A 19,643-nucleotide genomic window follows, 5' to 3' on the forward strand; every position below is an offset into this window, starting at 1 on the left:
CAATTACATTCAGAATTAAGAAATGCCACTGCTGTTTCTACGTTGCCGACGCTTATGACGTCTTATAAAACGAGCCACTTTCCAGGCGCGCTTGATGCAATAATCATATAGAACAAATGCAAGCAAGAATAATGCCAACATTACCCACTCAGGAATAGAATGAATATATTCTGCGGCGACACCGATGCTGGCAAGCAACGCCGCCGCTGCTGTGATAAGCACGAAAGCCTGACGAGAAGTAAACCCAGCACGCATGATCAAATGGTGAATGTGCTGACGATCTGGGGAGAATGGACTCATACCTTTGCGTAACCGACGGTACATGATGGCAATCATGTCCATTAAAGGAATGGCGATAATCCACAAGGCGGTGACTGGGCTGATTGGATGAGTTTGACCCTGCGTAGTTTCCAGCAAGATCCAGATAACAGTAAAGCCTATGAGCGTGCTGCCCGCATCACCCATAAATACTTTATAGCGACGGCCAAGTATCCCGAGGTTTAAAAGAATATAAGGCAGGATGGCCGCAATCATTGCGAAACACCACATCGCCAGACTCAATTGCCCATCGAAATAAAGGATAATTCCCATTGCCGCAAAGGATACGCAAGAAAGTCCTCCAAGCAGGCCATCTATACCATCAACCATGTTGAAAGCATTTATTGCTGCCCAAACCGCAAATAAGGTTAAAAAATAACCGAACGGGCCGAGTACCATCTCCCATGAACCAAAAATATACCCGAGGCTGACCAGGTATAATTTCCCGACAACCATCATAACAATGCCAATTAATGCCTGTATTGAGGCTCTAATTTTTACACTGATATCAAAGCGGTCATCCAGAGCACCGATTAACACCAGTACCCCGGCACAGGTCAAATAGAGCCATGCATGGGGAATGTAATAATTGGCAATCAGGAAGGTAAAGCAGATCCCGGCATAAACAGAAATGCCGCCCACCAAAGGAATGAGTCCCTGGTGGCGTTTGCGGAAGTTTGGTTTATCTACCAAGCCGATTCTTTTCGCCACTTTGCGTGCGAAGAAAAGAAAAACGGTGGTGAATAAAAAAATACTTACCAGGTCAGTTCCAGCGGTGATTAAATTCACAGTGCAAGCTCTCTGCAAAATAAAAGGTCAAGGCGAACTCAATCAAAGTCTACCCAGTCCAATGGTTATATACATCGAATCCTTGAACAACCGGTTTATTATTTACACAACGTTATCTCAGCGTTTTTGATAATAAAATTATGGCATCCGTTGCCACGGTTGATGCTTAACGGTGATGGTCGATTCTATATCGTATATACCACTAAAGAAAAACGCCACGACTAAGCGTGGCGTTCCCCGAGTTTTTATTGCTTACGAGCGCTTCATCATATCGAAGAAGTCTTCGTTGGTTTTCGTCATCGCCAATTTGTTGATGAGGAATTCCATCGCATCAATCTCACCCATTGGGTGGATGATTTTACGCAGGATCCACATTTTCTGCAGTTCTTCCTGGGTCGTCAGCAATTCTTCTTTACGCGTACCTGAACGATTATAGTCGATAGCAGGGAACACGCGCTTCTCAGCGATTTTACGCGCCAGATGCAGTTCCATGTTGCCGGTACCTTTAAATTCTTCATAGATAACTTCATCCATTTTAGAACCGGTATCAACCAGAGCCGTAGCGATGATAGTCAAGCTACCACCCTCTTCCACGTTACGCGCCGCACCGAAGAAGCGTTTTGGACGATGCAGGGCGTTAGCGTCCACACCACCGGTCAATACTTTACCGGATGCCGGTACTACGGTGTTATAGGCACGAGCCAAACGGGTAATGGAATCGAGCAGAATGATCACGTCTTTCTTATGCTCAACCAAACGCTTCGCTTTCTCGATGACCATTTCAGCAACCTGAACGTGGCGAGAAGCTGGCTCATCAAAGGTAGAAGCAACAACTTCACCCTTAACCAGACGCTGCATCTCGGTCACTTCTTCAGGACGTTCATCAATCAGCAGAACCATCAACACACAATCAGGGTGGTTGTAAGCGATGCTTTGCGCGATATTTTGCAGCAGCATGGTTTTACCGGCTTTCGGCGGTGCCACAATCAGGCCACGCTGGCCGCGACCGATTGGGGATGCCAGATCCAGTACGCGAGCGGTTAAGTCTTCAGTAGAACCGTTACCACGTTCCATGCGTAAACGAGAGTTAGCATGCAGCGGGGTTAAGTTTTCGAACAGGATTTTGCTACGCGCGTTTTCCGGTTTGTCGTAGTTAACTTCGTTAACTTTCAGCAGTGCAAAGTAACGTTCACCTTCTTTCGGCGGACGAATCTTACCGGAGATGGTATCCCCTGTGCGGAGGTTGAAACGGCGGATTTGGCTGGGAGAAACGTAGATGTCATCGGGACCGGCGAGGTAGGAGCTGTCTGCAGAGCGGAGGAAACCAAATCCGTCCTGCAATATCTCCAGTACACCGTCACCAAAGATATCTTCGCCACTCTTCGCATGTTGCTTCAGGATGGAGAAAATAATGTCCTGCTTGCGCATACGGGCTTGGTTTTCCAGCCCCATATTTTCGCCGAGAGTAATCAGCTCAGAAACCGGCGTATTCTTTAATTCGGTAAGATTCATAATGGTGGGTTCTTAAACTCGGGGTAAATCTCGAACATGTATCGTGAATGGTATGGCAGGATCATCCATGCCTGTTTAATGGCCACCACCACATGTCTTATCGCTGTCTGGTCATAGGAAAAACGCAGAACTGAAACGACACGACGGAATGGGTGATACGCCCGAAATCGATTTTGCGACCGTATGTTCACTGTAAAACAGCGTCTTAGTGAAAGTTAACTGGAAGCATTGGGTATTACAAAGATTCAAACTACAAGACAAGTTCAAAATGCAGTAAAAGTAACTTAGCATGACTGACGCCGGGCGTCCAGCAGCTCACAAAAATTTGCGAACCCGCACGCACCGGCTGAGATTCCATTATGCCAGATTAGCGTCGAGGAACTCTTTTAACTGGCCTTTAGACAGCGCACCCACTTTGGTCGCAGCCACTTCACCGTTCTTGAACAGCAACAGAGTTGGGATACCACGGATACCGTATTTCGGTGCCGTGCCCGGGTTCTGATCGATGTTCAGTTTAGCAACGGTCAGATTGCCCTGATATTCATCAGCGATTTCATCAAGAATCGGGGCGATCATCTTGCATGGACCGCACCACTCTGCCCAGAAATCAACCAGAATCAACCCATCAGCTTTTAGCACGTCCGTGTCGAAACTGTCGTCAGTCAGGTGAATAATTTTATCGCTCATGTTCTACTCCGCAGGATTATGTCTACCTTGTTGGTGTAGCATTAACCAACTCAGGGTGACTTTATTTCACCCCGTTTATTTCAACGGATGTGCTTTCGTAAAGCAATAGTAAACTGATATTCTACCACACTATGAGCAAAACACATTTGACCGAACAGAAGTTTTCCGACTTCGCCCTACACCCTAAGGTGATTGAAGCCCTTGAAAATAAAGGCTTTCATAACTGCACCCCAATTCAGGCACTGGCACTACCGCTGACACTAGCGAATCGTGACGTTGCAGGGCAGGCGCAAACCGGTACTGGCAAAACGATGGCGTTTTTAACGTCAACGTTCCATTATTTACTCTCTCACCCGGTTCCAGAGAATCGCCAGGTGAACCAGCCGCGTGCCTTAATCATGGCGCCGACTCGTGAACTGGCAGTACAAATTCACTCTGATGCAGAGCCACTTGCACAATCGACCGGCCTGAAACTCGGGCTGGCATATGGTGGCGATGGCTACGACAAACAGCTTAAAGTATTGGAAAGCGGTGTTGATATTCTTATCGGCACAACGGGCCGTTTGATTGATTACGCTAAACAAAACCACATTAACTTAGGTGCAATTCAGGTTGTGGTATTGGATGAAGCCGACCGGATGTACGATCTGGGCTTTATTAAAGATATCCGCTGGTTGTTCCGTCGCATGCCACCTGTCACACAACGCCTGAATATGCTGTTCTCCGCCACATTATCTTACCGTGTGCGTGAACTGGCGTTCGAGCAGATGAACAACGCGGAATACGTGGAAGTTGAGCCGGAACAAAAAACCGGTCATCGCATCAAAGAAGAGCTGTTCTACCCTTCTAACGAAGAAAAAATGCGCCTGCTACAGACGCTTATCGAAGAAGAGTGGCCAGATCGCGCAATCATCTTTGCCAACACCAAACACCGTTGTGAAGATATCTGGGGTCACCTGGCTGCAGATGGACATCGTGTTGGGCTGTTAACAGGTGATGTTGCTCAGAAAAAACGTCTGCGCATCCTTGATGAATTCACCCGTGGCGATCTCGATATTCTGGTTGCAACCGATGTTGCCGCTCGCGGTTTACATATCCCGTTAGTGACTCACGTTTTCAACTACGATTTACCGGATGACTGCGAAGACTACGTTCACCGTATTGGCCGTACCGGTCGTGCAGGTGAAAGTGGGCATTCCATCAGCCTTGCGTGTGAAGACTATGCGTTAAACCTGTCTGCTATTGAAACCTATATCGGTCACTCAATCCCAGTCAGTAAGTACAAAACTGAAGCACTGTTAAGCGAACTTCCTCCACCGAAGCGTCTGACACGTTCCCGTCCGGGTAACGGTCCTCGCCGTAATGGTGGCGCCTCCCGTGGTAATCGTCGTCGCACAGGTTAAAAATTTATGCTCAGCTCCACCTCGCTGTATGCAGCAATTGATTTAGGCTCAAATAGCTTTCATATGTTGGTTGTACGTGAGGTGGCAGGGAGTATACAAACCCTTGCCCGCATTAAACGGAAAGTACGTCTTGCTGCTGGTTTAAGCAGCGATAATACGCTTTCACGCGAAGCGATGGAGCGCGGGTGGCAATGCCTGCGCTTATTTGCTGAACGTCTACAAGATATCCCTCAGACACAAATTCGTGTTGTCGCCACCGCGACACTGCGCCTTGCTATCAATGCCAATGAATTCATCGAGCAGGCTGAAAAAATTCTCGGTTGCCCGGTACAAATTATCCATGGTGAAGAAGAAGCTCGCCTGATTTATCAGGGTGTTGCTCATACTACGGGTGGTGCAGATCAGCGCTTAGTCGTTGATATCGGCGGCGCCAGTACTGAACTCGTGACTGGCAGCGGTGCGCAAACTACAGCGCTGTTTAGCTTATCCATGGGTTGTGTGACCTGGCTCGAGCGCTTCTTCAGCGACCGAAATCTGGCAAAAGAAAACTTTGATGCCGCAGAAGCGGCTGCAAAAGAAGTGCTCAGGCCCATTTGTGATCGGTTAAAACATCATGGTTGGAAGGTATGCGTCGGGGCTTCTGGCACCGTACAAGCATTGCAAGAAATCATGATGGCGCAGGGAATGGACGAACGCATCACGCTTGTAAAACTTCAGCAGCTGAAGCAAAGAGCGATTCAATGTGGGCGGCTTGAAGAGCTGGAAATTGAAGGTCTGACGCTCGAAAGAGCACTGGTGTTCCCAAGCGGTCTTGCCATTTTAATTGCGATATTCGAAGAGTTATCGATTGATTGTATGACGCTTGCAGGTGGTGCGTTACGTGAAGGTCTGGTCTACGGCATGCTTCATCTGTCTGTTAATCAGGAAATCAGAAGTCGCACTGTGCGTAATATCCAACGCCGTTTTATGGTCGATACCGGCCAGGCAGAGCGCGTACAGCAGTTAGCTCAGGCTCTCGCCAACCAGGTCAAGGACGCATGGAGCCTTACACCGCTCAGCATCGAAATGCTAAACAGCGCCGCTTTGCTTCATGAAATTGGTCTGAGTGTCGATTTTAAACAAGCACCACAACATGCGGCCTATCTGGTGAAGAATCTCGATCTTCCGGGTTATACGCCTGCACAGAAAAAGCTGCTTTCGACACTGATGTTAAACCAGACAAACCCCGTCGATCTCTCTTCACTCCACCAACAAAATGCTGTGCCGCCGCGCATTGCAGAACATCTTTGCCGTCTGCTACGTCTGGCGATTATTTTCGCCAGCCGCCGCCGGGATGACATCCTGCCGGAAATCACGCTGAAAGTGGAAAGCGAATCCTTACTTCTGGAGCTGCCAGAAAAGTGGCTTGAATGTCATCCATTGGGGGCTGAATTACTGGCACAAGAAAGCCTGTGGCAAAGCTATGTCCACTGGCCTCTGACCATCAAGTAACTCAGTTTTTACGTGCTTTTGCCAGCATTTCACGGATGTTGGCAACATTATTCTGACCTTTATGCATCCGCTCTTCAGCCGATACCACCTTGCGTTCGGTCTCCCACTGCAAATCATCTTGTGGTAATTCCAGTAAGAAACGACTCGGCTCCGGGCGCACCAGTTCGCCATACTGACGGCGTTCTTTACACAGCGTAAAGGTCAATTCTTTCTGCGCGCGAGTAATCCCCACATACGCGAGGCGACGCTCTTCTTCGATATTATCTTCATCAATACTGCTTTGATGCGGCAGCAGTCCTTCTTCCATCCCCACTAAAAATACATAGGGGAACTCCAGCCCTTTCGAGGCATGAAGAGTCATCAACTGAACCTGATCGGCTTCTTCATCGTTTTCTCCGCGTTCCATCATATCGCGCAGGGTAAAACGGGTGACGACTTGAGTTAGTGTCATCGGCTCGTCTATTTCCGATCCTTCAAGCATTTCGGTCATCCAACTAAACAGTTGGTTGACGTTTTTCATACGCATTTCTGCCGCTTTCTGGCTAGGCGATGTTTCGTAGAGCCAGCTTTCATAATCAATGCCATGAATTAAATCGCGTACCGCCGCAATCGGCTCACGCTCAGCAAGAGTGGCCACATCGCGCAACCAATGGGTAAAACGCTGTAACGACTCCAGGCCACGCCCGCTAAGCGTCTGACTCAAACCCATGTCGAAGCTGGCGCCAAACAAACCTTTGTTACGCTGCATCGCCCATGCACCCAGTTTTTGCAGCGTAGCCGGTCCGATTTCACGCTTCGGTGTATTCACGATACGCATGAATGCACTGTCATCATCTGGGTTGGTCAGTACACGCAAATAAGCCAGAAGATCTTTGATTTCCGGACGGGAGAAAAATGATGTTCCGCCTGAAATGCGATAAGGAATGCGGTTCTGCATCAGCATCTTCTCAAACACGCGCGACTGGAAATTACCGCGATAGAGAATAGCGTAATCTTTGTAACTGGTTTTATTGATAAAATGATGAGCTATCAGCTCGCCAGTCACCCGCTCAGCCTCATGATCTTCGCTATTTGCCGTCACCACTTTCAATTCAGTGCCGTAACCCAGCTCCGAAAAAAGCCGCTTTTCAAAAACATGGGGATTATTGGCGATCAGAATATTCGCCGCCTTCAGAATACGCCCGGAAGAACGGTAGTTCTGTTCAAGCTTAATGACCTGAAGCGCCGGGAAATCCTGACTTAGCAGGACGAGGTTTTGCGGTCGGGCACCGCGCCAGGAATAGATCGACTGATCATCATCCCCTACCACGGTGAATCGTGCCCGCGCACCGACCAGCAATTTCACTAATTCGTACTGGCTGGTGTTGGTATCCTGATACTCATCCACCAGCAAATAGCGAATGCGGTTTTGCCAGCGTTCACGCACTTCTTCGTTACGTTGCAAAAGCAGCGTCGGTAGCAAAATCAGATCGTCAAAATCCAGCACGTTGCAGGATTTCAGGTGTGCATCGTACAGGCCATAGCAATGGGCGAAGATTCGGTCACGCTCTCCTTTCGCCTGCGCTGCGGCCTGAGAAGGCGACATCAGATCATTTTTCCAGTTTGAGATCGTTGAGATCAGTTGCTGCAATAAAGTCTTATCTTCTTCGAGCAAACCTTCGGTCAGCTCTTTCAGCAAAGCTGTCTGGTCGGTGTCATCAAACAATGAGAAATTAGATTTCATCCCAAGCGCCGCGTATTCACGCTTAATGATTTCAAGCCCCAAGGTATGGAAAGTTGAGATCAATAAGCCGCGCGCTTCTTTGCGCCCCAGCGTTTGTGCGACACGCTCTTTCATCTCACGCGCCGCTTTATTGGTAAACGTAACGGCGGCGATATGACGAGCCTGATACCCGCATTCGCGGATCAAGTACGCCATTTTATTGGTGATGACACGCGTTTTGCCCGAGCCTGCGCCAGCCAGAACCAGGCAAGGCCCAGTGACAAATTCGACGGCTTGTTGTTGGCCAGGGTTTAAACGCATAAGGTCACTCAATGAAAGTCAGGAGGGGAGAAAAAGAGCATGGTAGTATAACGAGCGTAATCAACATGACTCAAGGTACTATCATGGCAAAAACCGCGGCAGCATTGCATATCCTTGTTAAGGAAGAAAAACTGGCTCAGGAAATTTTGGCGCAGCTTCAGAATGGCGGCGACTTTGAGAAACTGGCTAAAAAGCATTCCACCTGCCCGTCAGGCAAAAAAGGCGGTCACTTAGGTGAATTCCGTCAGGGCCAGATGGTTCCGGCGTTCGATAAAGTGGTGTTCTCCTGCCCACTGCTCGAGCCAACAGGCCCGCTGCACACGCAGTTTGGCTACCACATCATCAAAGTGTTGTACCGGAACTAAATAACAAAGCCTTCTCAATGAGAAGGCTTTTAGTGTTTGTAACCTCTCCACGTGGGAGAGGGCCGGGGTGAGGGCATCAGGCGGCTCGATTAACCCGCAACTGCAATACGTTTCATATCCTTCATATACCCACGCAGCTTCTTACCAACGGTTTCGATTTCATGATTGCGAATCGCTTCGTTAACTTCACGTAATTGCGCGTTATCAACTGCACCCGCTGGAATTTCTTTGCCCAAATCGCCCGCTTGCAGCGTAGTCATAAACTCTTTCAGCAATGGAACCGCTGCGTAAGAGAACAGGTAGTTGCCGTATTCTGCGGTATCGGAGATAACCACGTTCATTTCGTACAGACGCTTACGAGCAATGGTGTTCGCAATCAATGGCAGCTCGTGCAGAGATTCGTAGTAGGCAGACTCTTCGATAATACCCGCATCCACCATGGTTTCGAATGCCAGCTCAACGCCCGCTTTCACCATGGCGATCATCAGAACGCCTTTATCAAAGTATTCCTGCTCAGAGATTTTACCGTCAAACTGTGCTGCGGTTTCGAATGCCGTTTTACCGGTCTCTTCGCGCCAGGTCAGCAAGTTTTTATCGTCATTTGCCCAGTCAGCCATCATGCCGGAAGAGAATTCACCGGAGATGATGTCATCCATGTGTTTCTGGAACAGCGGAGCCATAATCGTTTTCAGTTGCTCGGACAGCGCATAAGCACGGAGTTTTGCCGGGTTGGACAAGCGGTCCATCATCAGCGTAATACCACCTTGTTTCAGCGCTTCAGTGATGGTTTCCCAACCGAACTGAATCAGTTTTTCAGCGTATGCTGGATCGGTACCTTCTTCCACCAGCTTATCGAAGCACAGCAGGGAACCCGCTTGCAGCATACCGCACAGAATAGTTTGCTCGCCCATCAGGTCTGATTTCACTTCAGCCACGAAGGAAGATTCCAGAACACCTGCGCGGTGGCCACCAGTAGCCGCAGCCCAGGCTTTGGCGATCGCCATACCTTCGCCCTTCGGATCGTTTTCCGGGTGAACCGCAATCAGCGTCGGCACGCCGAAACCACGTTTGTATTCTTCACGAACTTCAGTACCAGGGCATTTTGGAGCAACCATCACCACGGTGATGTCTTTACGAATTTGCTCACCCACTTCAACCACGTTGAAACCGTGGGAATAACCCAGTGCTGCGCCATCTTTCATCATTGGCTGAACGGCTTTAACAACCGCAGAGTGCTGCTTATCTGGCGTCAGGTTAACAACCAGATCCGCTTGCGGGATCAGCTCTTCGTAAGTCCCAACTTTAAAACCGTTTTCTGTCGCTTTACGCCATGAAGCGCGTTTTTCAGCGATAGCTTCTGCACGCAAAGCGTAAGCCACGTCCAGACCGGAGTCACGCATGTTCAGACCCTGGTTCAGGCCCTGTGCGCCACAACCGACGATGACGACTTTTTTGCCTTTAAGGTAGCTTGCTTCATTGGCGAATTCATCACGCCCCATGAAACGACATTTACCCAGTTGCGCCAACTGCTGGCGCAGGTTCAAAGTGTTGAAATAATTAGCCATCGTAGTGGTACTCCGTCATTGTCGTGTTGTGCTTTTGTAAGGTTCGCAAGCCGTGTCTTGCTTGCGATAATGAACTCACTATATGACAGGAAATGCGTTGCTTAAATTGATATATTAACAACGTGACGTTGCAGTTTTTGCAACGTAGAAATGAGGGTTGATGACCATGGATTTGCGCGATCTGAAAACGTTCCTTCACCTCGCAGAAAGCCGCCATTTCGGCAGAAGTGCACGTGCAATGCACGTGAGCCCTTCGACGCTTTCGCGCCAGATCCAGCGCCTTGAAGACGATCTGGGTCAACCCTTGTTTTTACGCGATAACCGCACCGTTACGCTGACGGAAGCCGGAGAACAACTCAAACAGTTCGCCCAACATACCCTTTTGCAGTATCAGCAAATGCGCCACACCATTGGGCAGGAAGGGCCATCGCTCACCGGGGAGTTACATCTTTTTTGCTCCGTCACCGCCGCGTACAGTCATTTACCCCCCATTCTCGATAGATTCCGTGCGGAGCACCCCAACGTGGAGATCAAACTGACCACGGGCGATGCCGCAGACGCCGTAGAAAAAGTGGATTCTGACGAGGCTGATATCGCTATTGCAGGCAAACCTGAGACATTGCCGCCAGGTATTGCCTTTTCCATTCTGGATAATTTATCTGTGGCCCTAATCGCACCGGCGTTACCCTGCCCGGTTCGTGCACAGGTAAATCTACCTGACCCAGACTGGGCAAAAGTGCCGTTTATTTTGCCGGATCAAGGTCCGGTACGCCGCCGCATTGAGCTGTGGTTCCGCCGCCAAAAAATCAGTAATCCGTTTATTTACGCGACTGTCGCGGGGCATGAAGCAATGGTTTCGATGGTGGCATTGGGCTGCGGCGTGGCGTTGATTCCTGAAATCGTACTGGAAAATAGCCCTGAGCCAGTACGTAACCGCGTGCAGATACTGGAACGCAGTGATGAAACCACGCCGTTCGAGCTTGGCGTTTGTGTACAAAAAAAGCGGCTCAATGAGCCGCTTGTTCATGCGTTCTGGAAGTTACTGCCCGGTAGCCACTAGCCCGCCAGGAAGAAACGGAACGCTGGATTGTTAGATTCGTCGTGGCAATCATAGCCCAGCTCGTTAAGCCGGGTTTCGAAATCAGGCTCGTTATCGCCCAGTTCGAATGCCGCCAGTACACGACCATAATCCGTACCGTGGCTACGGTAGTGGAACAGCGAGATATTCCAGTGCGTCCCCAGCGTTTGCAGGAATTTCAGCAAAGCGCCTGGTGATTCCGGGAATTCGAAACTGTACAACCGCTCGCGCAATGGCTTAGACGGACGCCCACCCACCATGTAACGCACGTGCAGTTTCGCCATCTCGTCATCAGAAAGATCGACCACGCCGTAACCATTTTCATTCAGCAGTGCGATAATCTCGTGCCGCTCTTCCGCACCGCGTGTCAGACGAACACCCACGAAAATGCAGGCATCTGACGAACTGGAATAGCGATAGTTAAACTCGGTGACCGAACGCCCACCCAGCACCTGGCAGAATTTCAGGAAGCTGCCTTTTTGCTCAGGAATGGTGACGGCCAGCAATGCTTCACGCTGTTCGCCCAATTCGCAACGTTCAGAGACATAACGCAGGCCGTGGAAATTGACGTTGGCACCTGAAAGCACATGCGCAAGGCGCTCGCCACGGATCTGATGTTGCTGGATGTACTTCTTCATGCCCGCCAGCGCTAAAGCGCCAGACGGCTCAGCAACCGCACGAACATCTTCGAACAAATCTTTCATCGCCGCGCAAATCGCATCGCTATCTACGGTGATGATGTCGTCGAGATATTCCTGGCACAGACGGAAAGTTTCATCGCCAATACGTTTAACCGCAACACCTTCAGCAAACAAACCCACTCGCGCCAGATCAACCGGCTTGCCCGCATCCAATGCCGCTTTCAGACAGGCTGAATCTTCTGCTTCGACGGCAATCACTTTGATTTGCGGCATCAACTGCTTGATCAACACCGCAACACCCGCTGCCAAACCACCACCGCCAACGGGTACAAATACGCGATCGATATGCGCATCTTGTTGCAGCAGCTCAAGCGCCAGCGTGCCCTGCCCGGCAATCACTGCCGGATGGTCGAACGGTGGCACGTAAGTGAAACCCTGCTGTTGCGAAAGTTCGATGGCGCGAGCCTTCGCTTCATCAAAGTTTGCGCCATGCAGAAGCACTTCACCGCCAAACGCTCTGACAGCATCCACTTTGATATCCGCCGTGGTCACCGGCATGACTATCAAAGATTTAATGCCCAAACGCGTTGATGAAAGCGCCACGCCCTGGGCATGGTTGCCCGCCGATGCCGTAATCACGCCACTGGCTTTTTGCTCACTGTTCAGTCCAGCAATCATCGAATACGCGCCGCGCAGTTTAAAACTGTGCACCGGCTGGCGATCTTCACGTTTCACCAGAATGACGTTATCCAGACGTGACGACAGCTTTTCCATCTTCTGCAATGGCGTGACCTGCGCAACTTCGTAAACCGGAGCGCGCAGCACGGCTCGCAGATATTCCGCCCCGCAAGGGGCGTCAGGTAGCGGTTGTGATTCGGCCATCATTAGCCTCCAAGCTTACTTTTATCGCGCACCGCACCTTTATCAGCACTGGTGGCAAGCATGGCGTAAGCGCGCAGAGCGAAGGAGACCTGGCGTTCACGCGCACGTGGAGTCCAGGCTTGATCACCGCGAGCTTCTTGCGCTTCACGACGAGCTGCCATTTGCTGCTCGGACAGTTCCAGTTGGATACCACGAGACGGGATATCAATCGCGATCATGTCGCCATCTTCAATCAGTGCGATATTGCCGCCGCTTGCCGCTTCTGGGGAAACGTGGCCAATAGACAAACCAGACGTGCCCCCAGAGAAACGGCCATCCGTGATCAGAGCACAAGATTTTCCGAGGCCCATAGATTTCAGGAAAGTCGTTGGGTAGAGCATCTCTTGCATGCCCGGCCCGCCTTTTGGCCCTTCGTAGCGAATGACGACGACGTCGCCCGCCACAACTTTTCCACCAAGGATGGCTTCAACCGCATCATCCTGGCTTTCGTAGACTTTTGCAGGGCCACGGAACACCAGACTTTCATCGTCCACGCCTGCGGTTTTTACGATACAGCCATTTTCCGCGAAGTTGCCGTACAGAACCGCCAAACCACCTTCCTGGCTGTACGCATGCTCTTTGGAACGGATACACCCTTCTTTACGGTCTACGTCCAGAGAATCCCAACGGCAAGATTGTGAGAACGCCTTAGTGGTACGAATACCCGCCGGGCCCGCAGAGAACATGCTTTTCACGCTTTCGTCTTTGGTCAGCATGACGTCGTACTGTTCCAGCGTTTGCGACAGCGTCAGGCCCAACACGTTTTTCACGTCACGATGCAATAAACCACCACGATCCAACTCGCCCAAAATACCGATGACGCCGCCCGCGCGGTGCACATCTTCCATATGGTATTTCTGGGTGCTTGGCGCGACTTTACACAACTGAGGCACTTTGCGAGAAAGCTGGTCGATGTCAGTCATCGTGAAGTCGATTTCAGCTTCCTGAGCCGCAGCCAGCAAATGCAGAACGGTATTTGTCGAGCCACCCATCGCAACATCCAACGTCATGGCGTTCTCAAACGCTTTTTTGCTGGCGATACTGCGTGGCAACGCACTTTCATCATCTTGTTCGTAATAACGCTTGGTCAGGGAGACGATACGTTTGCCGGCATTCAAGAACAGCTCTTTACGATCGGAGTGTGTTGCCAGCAAAGATCCGTTACCCGGCTGGGATAAGCCCAGCGCCTCGGTCAGGCAGTTCATCGAGTTGGCGGTGAACATACCTGAACAAGAGCCGCAAGTTGGGCATGCGGAACGCTCAATCTGCTCGCTTTGCTCGTCACTGACCTTCGGGTCGGCGCCCTGAATCATCGCATCAACCAAATCAAGTTTGATGATTTGATCAGACAGTTTGGTTTTCCCGGCTTCCATCGGGCCGCCAGAAACAAAAATAACCGGAATGTTCAGGCGCAAAGAGGCCATTAACATCCCTGGGGTGATTTTGTCGCAGTTGGAGATACACACCATAGCATCGGCGCAGTGTGCGTTCACCATGTATTCCACGGAGTCGGCAATCAGCTCGCGTGACGGCAGAGAATAAAGCATGCCGCCGTGCCCCATGGCGATACCGTCATCAACGGCAATGGTGTTGAATTCTTTAGCCACGCCACCGGAGGCTTCAATTTGTTCGGCAACCAGTTTTCCCAAATCGCGCAGGTGTACGTGGCCTGGTACGAATTGGGTAAAGGAGTTCACTACCGCAATAATTGGCTTGCCGAAATCGGCATCAGTCATCCCAGTTGCGCGCCACAGAGCGCGGGCACCCGCCATATTACGGCCGTGGGTGGTGGTGGCTGAACGGTACTTAGGCATGCTTATTTACTCCCGTCTGTCTGAGAGCGGACGATCTATCGCCATCCGCTTGATTATCATTTTTTACTGCGGGTTTACTGGATCTAACCAGCCCCATTTATCTTCAGTCTCACCCGTAAACAGGCCAAAGAATGCCTGTTGAATGCGTTTGGTGACCGGGCCACAACGACCTTCGCCCACCTGAATACCATCAACGCTACGAACTGGCGTGATTTCTGCCGCTGTACCGGACATAAACACTTCATCCGCCAGGTAGAGTGATTCGCGAGACAGCACTTGTTCACGCACTTCGATACCCATATCTTTCGCCAGTTTAATGATGGCGTCGCGAGTAATGCCCGGCAGCGCGGAAGAGGTAAACGGAGGGGTAAACAGAATGCCATCTTTCACTTCAAACAGGTTTTCGCCCGCACCTTCGGAGATGTAACCGTTCACGTCGAGCGCAATCCCTTCCTGATAACCATGGCGGCGCGCTTCGCTGCCAACCAGCAAGGAAGAAAGATAGTTACCTCCTGCTTTCGCAGCTGTAGGAATGGTGTTTGGCGCAACACGGTTCCAGGAGGAGACCATCGCGTCGATCCCTTGATCCAGCGCTTCTGCACCGAGATATGCACCCCATGGGAAGGCGGCGATGATCACATCAGTGGTGTATCCGTCTGGTGGGTTCACGCCCATACCGACATCACCAACAAACACTAACGGGCGGATGTACGCGCTGGTCAGATTGTTTTTGCGAATAACGGCGCGGCAAGCTTCCATTAGCTCATCAACGCTTTGCGATACAGGGAAACGATAGATTTTTGCTGAATCACGCAGACGCTGCATGTGTTCGCGATGGCGAAACACCACTGGACCAATGTGAGATTCGTAGCAACGGATGCCTTCAAATACCGATGTTCCGTAATGCAGCGCGTGAGACATTACGTGAACCTTTGCCTCGCCCCACGGCGTCATCTCACCATTGAACCAGATGTAATCAGCTTTCTTCGTTGTCATTATTCTCTTCCTTCTACGCTCAGGCGCGGATTTGTTGTGTTGTTTGTTGCTGGATTTCGACGCGGCCCACGTCAACCAGTTTGCTTAATTGACTAAACAGTAATTCGACTGGACGCAGGCTGGCAACGGTCAATTCAATATTAATATCGTCGGTATTCCCCAGCGTGACCATGTTCATAGAACACACCTGAAAACCGCGGTGGCGCACGACGCGTAACACGCGCTCCAGGGTTTCAGGACGAAAACGGGCCTGCACAGCGAGCTGATGTTGCATCATGATAATTTCTCCAGCATTTGTGAGTTACTGGCACCGGGTGGTACCAACGGCCAGACGTTTTCGTACTCATCAATTGAGACGTGAAGCATGTACGGGCCATCGCTATTCAGCATGGTGTCGATGGCGGCTTCGACCTGGTCTTTATGGGTAATGTGAAGGCCAGGGATACCGAAGGCGCTGGCCAGCGTGAGGAAATCGGGGTTATCAGAGAGGTTGGTTTCGCTGTAACGTTCGGAGAAAAACATCTGCTGCCACTGGCGAACCATCCCTAAACGTTGGTTATCCAGTAAAACGATTTTCAACGGCAGCTGTTTTCGTTTTACGGTGCCCAGCTCCTGAACATTCATCATGAAGGAGCCGTCACCGGAGATACAGATTACCGTATCGTTCGGCCGGGCTACTTGCGCCCCTACTGCCGCTGGTAACCCAAAGCCCATCGTCCCTAACCCACTCGACGTGATGAAGTTTTCCGGTCGAGTAAAGGACATATGTTGAGCTGTCCACATTTGGTGCTGGCCCACATCGGTGGTCACCACGCATTCTTGTGGTTTACGGTCGGAGAGTTGTTTGAGCAGCAACGGAGCAAAAATGGCTTCACCTGGATGATCGTAACGCCACGGGTTTTCGGCACGTAAGGTCGCAACTTCCTGCTGCCACTCAGTGATATCCAACGGTTGTTGCAGAGCCTGCAATAACTGAGTCAAATCCCCCTGCAATCCGACATGCGCCTGACGCAACTTACTCAGTTCTGCCGGGTCGATATCCATATGTATCACTTTGGCATGTGGGGCAAAGGTATTCAGTTTGCCCGTTACGCGGTCATCAAAACGTGCGCCCACTGCAATCAGCAAGTCACACTCTTGCACGGCAAGATTCGCCGCTTTGGTGCCATGCATTCCTAACATGCCGGTATAAAACGGATTGTCTGCCGGAATCGCACCCAAACCTTTCAGTGTTACGGTTGAAGGCATGTTGGTAACCGCGATGAACTCACGCAATGCAGGAACAGCCTGAGCCATACCAACGCCACCACCAACATACAGCATCGGTTTCCGAGCATTGGCAATCATTTCGAAGGCCTGGTTCAGCTCTGCACGTGGCATTTCAACGTCATCTTCAACTGTTGATAACCAGGGTTCCAGATCGCCTTGCGCAAGCTGAATATCTTTGGGTATATCGACCAAGACTGGGCCTGGACGACCGGAGTTTGCTATCTCAAAAGCTTCTGCGAGAACGCGGGGCAAATCATCAAAAGATTCAACGAGGAAACTGTGTTTAGTGCAGGCGAGTGACAATCCTAAAACATCGACTTCCTGGAAAGCGTCAGTACCAATAAATGGGGCTGCAACCTGGCCGGTTATGGCAACGATTGGAACGGAATCTAATAGCGCATCAGCAAGACCTGTTATTAAGTTGGTCGCACCAGGCCCGGAAGTTGCGATGCAAACGCCTGTTTTTCCAGTAGAACGAGCATAACCAATGGCTGCCATGGCTGCGCCCTGCTCGTGACGGCAAAGCAAATGTTCTACACCACCGTCATATAACGCATCGTAAACAGGCATTATTGCGCCACCCGGATAGCCGAATACAGTCTCTACCCCTTGCGCTCGCAACGCATGTACCACCCACTGTGCACCATTCATAGTTAGTTCCCCGTCTCATTATCGGAGAAACAGAATTTTATTCTGTAACGCATCCTCTGTTCCTCTCCGAATTTCTTTGCCCAACAAAAAACCCCCGGACCTTTCGGTGCGGGGGTTCTTTTCGATTCAGGCTTGATTTTTAAGCCTTTCTTTCTCCAAGTGCAGCCCCGCACGGTGGGATAATAATCACCACCACGCTAATCACGACTAGGCTAATCACTTGTAGAAGGGCTTTCATATTTGTATGTTCTGACAACTTGTTCGAAGTAATGCCTACAGAGTTATCACAGGCTCAGCCCGATGCACAAGATTTTTTTATGACCAGTGAAAGACTTTAAAAATAGAGTTAAAGAAAATCTATTTGTTTTCAGTAGATAACACGATAGTGAAAATATTTCACGCAGAGCAAACTCTTATTCCTTTTCCAAAAAAAACCTCAATAAATAAATCTTTTGCGATACACATCGCAGAATAATTTTCAAAATAAGATGTCTCGGTCGAAAGTCTGGAAGGCTTTTCGAGAAATAGCATTTCACCACTTTTGACTGTCTCTGCTAACTGCCAGGATAAAAACTCATCCCAGAGGAACCAACTATGTCACTGGCAGTTGTTAATACAAGGGCAGCTTTAGGCATTGCCGCACCGCTAGTCACCGTAGAAGTTCATATCAGCCAGGGATTGCCAGGTTTGACTCTGGTTGGATTGCCGGAAACAACCGTCCGTGAAGCTCGGGACCGGGTACGAAGTGCCATCATAAATAGTGGCTACGTTTTTCCGGCCCGTAAGATAACCATAAATCTCGCGCCGGCAGATCTTCCGAAGGATGGTGGTAGGTATGACTTACCCATCGCGCTAGCGCTGCTGGCAGCGTCTGAGCAACTCTCAACCGATAAGTTGAGTCAATATGAGTTCGTTGGAGAACTCGCGCTTACCGGTGCGTTACGTGGCGTCCCTGGCGCGATTTCGTCTGCCATGGAGGCTTTAAAATCAGGGAGGAAGATTGTAGTTGCAGATGAAAACGCTGCGGAACTTGGCTTAATTGAGCAAGCAGGTTGCCTTACTGCTAGTCATCTCACCGAGGTATGCGCATTTCTGGAAGGCAAAGGTGAATTGCCTGCCCCAGAAAAACTACAGCATCAGCAGATTGAGCATCGACAAGATCTCAATGAAATCTTTGGCCAGTCCCAAGGGAAGCGAGCGCTTGAAATCACAGCAGCGGGTGGGCATAACCTCTTGCTCATAGGGCCGCCAGGTACGGGCAAAACCATGTTAGTCAGTCGTCTGATAACGCTGCTCCCGCCATTAAACGACAACGAAGCATTGGAGAGTGCGGCCATTCTCAGCCTGGTCAATCCACATACGCTACATCAGCAGTGGCGTCAGCGCCCATTCAGAGCGCCTCACCACAGTGCTTCACTAAGTGCCATGGTTGGTGGCGGTTCGATTCCCCGGCCCGGTGAAATATCGTTGGCGCACAACGGAATCCTGTTTCTCGATGAGCTCCCGGAATTTGAACGTCGTGTGCTTGATGCATTACGTGAGCCTATAGAATCCGGGGAGATTCACATATCTCGTACTCGGGCCAAAATCAGTTATCCGGCTAATTTCCAATTGCTGGCTGCGATGAATCCCAGCCCGACAGGGCATTACCAGGGCATGCATAATCGCTGCACTCCCGAGCAGACATTACGCTATCTCAGTCGTCTTTCAGGGCCCTTTCTCGATCGCTTTGATTTATCGGTCGAGATCCCCCTGCCTCCATCCGGCATGTTAAGCAATCCCGTTCTGAGCAGTGAAAGCAGCAGCGATGTAAGAGCCCGAGTAATCGCCACACAGCAGCGGCAGTATATTCGCCAACAAAAGTTAAACGCGAGACTGGATAACCATGAGATTCGCAAACATTGTGTCATTGAGCACAGTGATGCGATTTGGTTGGAAGCAACGCTGCTAAAACTGGGATTATCAGTTCGCGCATGGCATCGATTATTAAAAGTTGCGCGAACAATCGCAGATATTCAGGAGTGCGAGAAGATAAAGCGGGAACATCTTTTGGAGGCGCTAAGCTATCGCGCAATCGACCGCTTGCTGATTCACTTACAGCAGCTTATTGGATAAAAAAT

16 protein-coding genes are annotated in these 19,643 nt (G+C 50.3%); 5 read left to right on the plus strand and 11 right to left on the minus strand.

The features are described 5' to 3' along the window. Positions 1–15: 15 nt before the first annotated feature. From wecA to trxA, 3 genes are all read right to left on the minus strand, one after another. Complete coding sequence (gene wecA, locus RHD99_RS22995) at positions 16–1,107, minus strand: UDP-N-acetylglucosamine--undecaprenyl-phosphate N-acetylglucosaminephosphotransferase (RefSeq protein WP_309876854.1); 1,092 nt, start codon at positions 1,105–1,107, stop codon at positions 16–18. Between the two features lie 252 nt (positions 1,108–1,359). Then, positions 1,360–2,619, minus strand: a complete 1,260-nt coding sequence (rho, locus tag RHD99_RS23000; protein WP_034461716.1) for a transcription termination factor Rho — start codon at positions 2,617–2,619, stop codon at positions 1,360–1,362. Positions 2,620–2,976: 357 nt separating this feature from the next. After that, positions 2,977–3,306, minus strand: coding sequence for a thioredoxin TrxA (gene trxA, locus RHD99_RS23005; RefSeq protein WP_034461718.1), 330 nt, complete (start codon positions 3,304–3,306; stop codon positions 2,977–2,979). Between the two features lie 131 nt (positions 3,307–3,437). Between trxA and rhlB the strand changes: the two genes are divergently transcribed. Continuing rightward, positions 3,438–4,709 (plus strand): ATP-dependent RNA helicase RhlB, encoded by a 1,272-nt coding sequence (gene rhlB, locus RHD99_RS23010; RefSeq protein WP_183273079.1) that lies wholly within the window; start codon positions 3,438–3,440, stop codon positions 4,707–4,709. Between the two features lie 6 nt (positions 4,710–4,715). After that, positions 4,716–6,200: a guanosine-5'-triphosphate,3'-diphosphate diphosphatase gene (gppA, locus tag RHD99_RS23015; protein WP_309876858.1), complete on the plus strand. Its 1,485-nt coding sequence runs from the start codon at positions 4,716–4,718 to the stop codon at positions 6,198–6,200. Position 6,201: 1 nt separating this feature from the next. On the opposite strand, the gene rep is transcribed toward gppA, so the two are convergent. Beyond that, complete coding sequence (rep, locus tag RHD99_RS23020) at positions 6,202–8,223, minus strand: DNA helicase Rep (RefSeq protein WP_183273077.1); 2,022 nt, start codon at positions 8,221–8,223, stop codon at positions 6,202–6,204. 83 nt (positions 8,224–8,306) lie between these two features. Between rep and ppiC the strand changes: the two genes are divergently transcribed. Beyond that, positions 8,307–8,588, plus strand: a complete 282-nt coding sequence (gene ppiC, locus RHD99_RS23025; protein WP_139883115.1) for a peptidylprolyl isomerase PpiC — start codon at positions 8,307–8,309, stop codon at positions 8,586–8,588. Between the two features lie 89 nt (positions 8,589–8,677). Here the strand turns inward: ppiC and ilvC are convergent, their stop codons facing one another. Continuing rightward, positions 8,678–10,153 carry a ketol-acid reductoisomerase gene (gene ilvC / locus RHD99_RS23030; RefSeq protein WP_309876861.1) on the minus strand — a complete coding sequence of 492 codons (1,476 nt, stop codon included), beginning with the start codon at positions 10,151–10,153 and terminating at the stop codon, positions 8,678–8,680. Positions 10,154–10,319: 166 nt separating this feature from the next. On the opposite strand from ilvC, the gene ilvY reads away from it, so the two are divergent. Then, the gene (ilvY, locus tag RHD99_RS23035) at positions 10,320–11,213 is read left to right on the plus strand and encodes an HTH-type transcriptional activator IlvY (RefSeq protein WP_309879249.1); all 894 of its coding nucleotides are present in this window, start codon (positions 10,320–10,322) and stop codon (positions 11,211–11,213) included. On the opposite strand, the gene ilvA is transcribed toward ilvY, so the two are convergent. The 6 genes from ilvA to ilvL form a co-directional block, all read right to left on the minus strand. After that, positions 11,210–12,754 carry a threonine ammonia-lyase, biosynthetic gene (ilvA, locus tag RHD99_RS23040; RefSeq protein WP_309879250.1) on the minus strand — a complete coding sequence of 515 codons (1,545 nt, stop codon included), beginning with the start codon at positions 12,752–12,754 and terminating at the stop codon, positions 11,210–11,212. The genes ilvY and ilvA overlap by 4 nt on opposite strands. 2 nt (positions 12,755–12,756) lie before the next feature. Beyond that, positions 12,757–14,607 (minus strand): dihydroxy-acid dehydratase, encoded by a 1,851-nt coding sequence (gene ilvD / locus RHD99_RS23045; protein WP_309876863.1) that lies wholly within the window; start codon positions 14,605–14,607, stop codon positions 12,757–12,759. A 63-nt stretch (positions 14,608–14,670) separates the two neighbouring features. Further along, positions 14,671–15,603 carry a branched-chain amino acid transaminase gene (locus RHD99_RS23050; RefSeq protein ID WP_183273073.1) on the minus strand — a complete coding sequence of 311 codons (933 nt, stop codon included), beginning with the start codon at positions 15,601–15,603 and terminating at the stop codon, positions 14,671–14,673. Between the two features lie 19 nt (positions 15,604–15,622). Continuing rightward, on the minus strand, positions 15,623–15,880 hold the full coding sequence (gene ilvM / locus RHD99_RS23055) for an acetolactate synthase 2 small subunit (protein ID WP_309876865.1): 258 nt from the start codon (positions 15,878–15,880) through the stop codon (positions 15,623–15,625). Beyond that, a complete protein-coding gene (gene ilvG, locus RHD99_RS23060; RefSeq protein WP_309876867.1) occupies positions 15,877–17,523 on the minus strand; it encodes an acetolactate synthase 2 catalytic subunit in 1,647 nt (548 codons plus the stop codon). Before ilvG ends, ilvM begins: the two co-directional genes overlap by 4 nt. Before the next feature lie 139 nt (positions 17,524–17,662). Beyond that, positions 17,663–17,761: an ilv operon leader peptide gene (ilvL, locus tag RHD99_RS23065; protein WP_072009493.1), complete on the minus strand. Its 99-nt coding sequence runs from the start codon at positions 17,759–17,761 to the stop codon at positions 17,663–17,665. 356 nt (positions 17,762–18,117) lie between these two features. Here ilvL and RHD99_RS23070 point away from each other — a divergent pair, with 356 nt between their 5' ends. After that, positions 18,118–19,638, plus strand: coding sequence for a YifB family Mg chelatase-like AAA ATPase (locus tag RHD99_RS23070; protein ID WP_309876869.1), 1,521 nt, complete (start codon positions 18,118–18,120; stop codon positions 19,636–19,638). Positions 19,639–19,643 lie beyond the last annotated feature (5 nt).

Source organism: Buttiauxella selenatireducens (assembly GCF_031432975.1).
GTDB lineage: Bacteria > Pseudomonadota > Gammaproteobacteria > Enterobacterales > Enterobacteriaceae > Buttiauxella > Buttiauxella selenatireducens.

Bases quoted from the DNA above. Each gene is read 5' to 3' on its own strand.
- ilvC (WP_309876861.1), bottom strand. From the start codon at position 10,153: ATGGCTAATTATTTCAACACTTTGAACCTGCGCCAGCAGTTGGCGCAA.
- ilvG (WP_309876867.1), bottom strand. From the start codon at position 17,523: ATGAATGGTGCACAGTGGGTGGTACATGCGTTGCGAGCGCAAGGGGTA.
- gppA (WP_309876858.1), top strand. From the start codon at position 4,716: ATGCTCAGCTCCACCTCGCTGTATGCAGCAATTGATTTAGGCTCAAAT.
- ilvL (WP_072009493.1), bottom strand. From the start codon at position 17,761: ATGAAAGCCCTTCTACAAGTGATTAGCCTAGTCGTGATTAGCGTGGTG.
- ilvM (WP_309876865.1), bottom strand. From the start codon at position 15,880: ATGATGCAACATCAGCTCGCTGTGCAGGCCCGTTTTCGTCCTGAAACC.
- ilvY (WP_309879249.1), top strand. From the start codon at position 10,320: ATGGATTTGCGCGATCTGAAAACGTTCCTTCACCTCGCAGAAAGCCGC.
- rho (WP_034461716.1), bottom strand. From the start codon at position 2,619: ATGAATCTTACCGAATTAAAGAATACGCCGGTTTCTGAGCTGATTACT.
- ilvA (WP_309879250.1), bottom strand. From the start codon at position 12,754: ATGGCCGAATCACAACCGCTACCTGACGCCCCTTGCGGGGCGGAATAT.
- rhlB (WP_183273079.1), top strand. From the start codon at position 3,438: ATGAGCAAAACACATTTGACCGAACAGAAGTTTTCCGACTTCGCCCTA.
- RHD99_RS23070 (WP_309876869.1), top strand. From the start codon at position 18,118: ATGTCACTGGCAGTTGTTAATACAAGGGCAGCTTTAGGCATTGCCGCA.
- ilvD (WP_309876863.1), bottom strand. From the start codon at position 14,607: ATGCCTAAGTACCGTTCAGCCACCACCACCCACGGCCGTAATATGGCG.
- ppiC (WP_139883115.1), top strand. From the start codon at position 8,307: ATGGCAAAAACCGCGGCAGCATTGCATATCCTTGTTAAGGAAGAAAAA.
- trxA (WP_034461718.1), bottom strand. From the start codon at position 3,306: ATGAGCGATAAAATTATTCACCTGACTGACGACAGTTTCGACACGGAC.
- RHD99_RS23050 (WP_183273073.1), bottom strand. From the start codon at position 15,603: ATGACAACGAAGAAAGCTGATTACATCTGGTTCAATGGTGAGATGACG.
- rep (WP_183273077.1), bottom strand. From the start codon at position 8,223: ATGCGTTTAAACCCTGGCCAACAACAAGCCGTCGAATTTGTCACTGGG.